The organism is Micromonospora sp. NPDC005087 (assembly GCF_042872965.1).
Lineage (GTDB): Bacteria > Actinomycetota > Actinomycetes > Mycobacteriales > Micromonosporaceae > Micromonospora.
This window is the reverse complement of the sequence record NZ_JBIALB010000064.1, coordinates 1-3,283: the sequence shown is the minus strand read 5'-3', so window position 1 is coordinate 3,283 and position 3,283 is coordinate 1. Positions and strand designations below refer to the sequence as shown.

Sequence of the window (3,283 nt, the reverse complement as noted above, 5' to 3'; positions counted from 1 at the left end):
CACGGCCTCCGCGGTCGGCAGCGGCTAGGCCTGCCCGGGGACCTTAGCGGCCACGTCCGACAATCCCTCCATGAAGGCCAGCGCTGGGCATGAGCGCGGACAGCGGCAGATCCGTGCACCCGTTCATGGCTCCGCTGTCAGAGGCTCGTCCCGATCTCACGGTCTGTTCGGGCACCCTCGAAGGCACCGATCGCGAAGCGGCAGCGCACTGTCATCGCGGCATGAGCGTGTCCCAGGCGGCCATCGCGCAGGTGATGACCGCTTCCAACTCGGCGCGGGTGGCGCCGTCGCGGGCTTGTACGGATAGGCCCTGCACCACGGTGGTGTAGTAGCGGGCGATCGCGTCGAGGCTGGCGGGCGGCGCCGTGAGGTCGCCGTCGGTGACGCCGCGGGCGAGCCGGTCTTTGATGGTGGTGTGCTGGTCGCGCCGGCGGTCGGCCAGGAACTCCCGGACCGTGTGGTTTTCCACGGCGCCGGTGGGCGCGGCCAGTACGAGCATGCAGTAGTGCGGGGTGTCCGGGCGGGTGATCTCATCGGCGGTGGCGCGCAGCATGGCGTGGATCGCGGCGCGCGCGGTCGGTTGTTCGCGCAGCGCGCGCCTGGGCGGCTCGCCAGAGGTCGTGCCATAGAGCGCCATGACCTTGCGGAACAGGTCCTCCTTGCTGCCGAAGCATGCGTAGATGCTGGCCGAGGCGATACCCATGGCCTCGGCCAGGTCGTTGAGCGAGGTCCCCTCGTAGCCCCGTTCCCAGAACAGGTCCAGCGCCTGGCGCAGGGCGGTGTCCGGGTCGAATGTGCGCGGCCTACCGCGAGTAGCCATCGGGATGCCTCTCCGTACTTGTTTGTCGTTCGATCAAGTTTACCTTGACCTGCACCGCACGGCCGTGCCACGATCTGTTGGTCGTTCGATAAAGAAAAAGGAAGCCGATGCCATGAGCCTTCCCGCAACCATGCGCGCCCTGCAGCAGACATCCCTGAACGGCCCGCAGGACCTGCGCCTGATCACCGACGCACCGGTACCGAGCCCAGGCCCGGGCGAGGTCCTGATCCGGGTCACCACCGCCGGCGTCAACTTCGTCGACATCTCGCAGGCCCGCGGCACGTTCGCAGGCGGCCCGCAGCCGCCGTATCTGGCGGGCATCGAAGGCGCCGGTGAAGTCACCGCCGTCGGTGAGGGGGTGACCGACCTGGAGACCGGCGCCCACGTCATCGGCGTCGGCATCGGAGGCGGCGCCTTCGCCGAGTACATGGTGCTGCCCGCGGCCGCCGCGGTCCCGGTGCCGGCAGGCTGGGCCGACGAGCAGGCGCTGGGCCTGGTCGTGAGCTGGCCGACCGCGCTGGCGGCGCTCAAGCCGCTGGGCGGCGTCGCCGCAGGGCAGACCGTGCTGATCCACGCCGCTGCCGGCGGGACCGGCCAGGCCGCGGTGAAGATGGCCAAGCACTACGGCGCGACGGTGATCGCCACGGCCTCGCCAGGCAAGCACGAGGTGGTACGGGCGCTGGGCGCCGACCACGTCATCGACTCCCGCGGCACCAACCTCGCCGCCGACGTCCTGCGGCTGACCGGCGGCGCGGGCGCCGACCTGGTGCTGGACTCGGTCGGCGGCGCCACCCTCGACGCCAGCCTGGCCGCGACCAAGCGGGTCACCGGCCGGGTCGTCGTCTACGGCCTGGCCGGCGGGGAAGCCGCGATCACCAACTGGGAACTCGTCTACAAGCACCAGATCCACGTCATCGGCCTGAACATCGGCATCCTGATCCAGGCCGCACCGCAGATCTTCGGCGAGGTCATGGGCCAGTTGTTCGGGCTCCTCGCGGCCGGGGTGCTCGGCCCCGGCCAGCCCACCATCTATGAGCTGACCGAGGGGCCGAAGGCACTCGCGGAACTGGAAGCCCGGGCCACCGTGGGCAAGCTGGCACTGCGGCCCTGAGCAGACCATGACGCCAGTTGGCGGGTCCCCGGCACTTCTGAGCAGCCACGTAGGGACACGGCCGCCGCGATCATCACGCGTGTGAAACAGGATCAAGACGCGGCAGTCGCTGCTGCACCCGCCGATGAGAAGCCCCCGGCAGTGGGGCGACGCTGCCTGCCAGTACAGCGGCACGGTGGGCTGTCCAGCGTTACGACAGGAACCCTCGCACACATCACGATCTCGGACTGCCGTATTAGCCGACGCACTCTCATCGGCAGATGAGGATGCCAACCGCTTCAGCCGGGCGCTGATCTTGCCGACGACACCTCGCACGATGGCTCGGCGCATAAGGAAGACTGGCGGGCATGGCTGACTTGGGCGATGCGAAGGCTGCGCTGCACCACTACCTCCAGGCGACTCGCGAAGACCTGATTTGGAAGCTCGACGGGCTGAGCGAACGCGAAGCCAGACTGCCGCGCACCGCGACCGGCAACAACCTGCTGGGAGTCCTTAAGCATTGCCTCAATGTCGAAGCCGGCTACTTCGGGCCTACCTTTGGGCGCGAATTCCCGACGCCTGAGGAACTGGTCCCCATGCAGGCGTTCGAGGAGGACCCGCAGGCAGACTGGTACGCGCGGGAGGAGGAGACGAAGGATGGGCTGATCGACCTGTATCGACGTGTCGGGGTGTTCGCGGATCAGACGATCGAACAGCTACCGCTCAACGCGCCGGGGCGGGTGTCGTGGTGGCGGCCAGGCGGACAGGCCGTGACACTGCAAAGGATCATCGTCCACGTGACCTGCGACCTCGCTCGTCACGCCGGTCACGCCGACATCATGCGCGAGCAGCACGACACGGCGATCGGCCGGCGGCGGGAGAACACCAACATCCCTCACGACTATGACTGGCCGGCGTACGTCACCAAGCTGACGAAGCTGGCTGACCGCTTCGGATAGCCGCCCGGTCCCCGTCGGTACAGTCGGCGAGTTCAGCATCCGCTCTTCGGCACGACCCGACGGCCTCGGCGCCGCGGTCGCTTACCCAAGGTGACACCCGGTCGGCGGCAGATGAGGATGTTGGCCCGGGACGGGCAGCAGAGCAAGCCTCCGTGCAGCATCTAGTTAGGCGACCGGATCGCGTCCCACCCGGTTATGTCGCACTGACCGCTGATGGCGTCTGCATCCCAGGTGTATTCAATCTCGGGCAACTCGAACCCTGCGGGGAAGCGCACCATGCGGGCCGCTGTGGCGTGCCCGCCAGCTTTGGTGTAGAAGGCTGTCAAGCCCCGGGTTTGATGGAGAGTTGGTTAGCTGGTTTTCAGGGCTGCGGTGACCGGCTGGGTCATCGCGTGTAGGGCCTCGTGTTCGGCG

At 68.2% G+C, this 3,283-nt stretch carries 3 protein-coding genes; 2 read left to right on the top strand and 1 reads right to left on the bottom strand.

Annotation, left to right across the window (positions count from 1 at the left end):
- Positions 1-211 precede the first annotated feature (211 nt).
- Entirely contained in the window at positions 212-820 is a 609-nt protein-coding gene (locus ACFYPS_RS36840) for a helix-turn-helix domain-containing protein (RefSeq protein WP_354968842.1), read from the bottom strand.
- Positions 821-932: 112 nt separating this feature from the next.
- Between ACFYPS_RS36840 and ACFYPS_RS36835 the strand changes: the two genes are divergently transcribed.
- Together ACFYPS_RS36835 and ACFYPS_RS36830 are read left to right on the top strand one after the other, a co-directional pair.
- Entirely contained in the window at positions 933-1,931 is a 999-nt protein-coding gene (locus tag ACFYPS_RS36835) for a zinc-binding dehydrogenase (protein WP_354968841.1), read from the top strand.
- Positions 1,932-2,278: 347 nt separating this feature from the next.
- Positions 2,279-2,869: a DinB family protein gene (locus tag ACFYPS_RS36830; RefSeq protein WP_387331115.1), complete on the top strand. Its 591-nt coding sequence runs from the start codon at positions 2,279-2,281 to the stop codon at positions 2,867-2,869.
- The last annotated feature ends 414 nt before the right edge of the window (positions 2,870-3,283 follow it).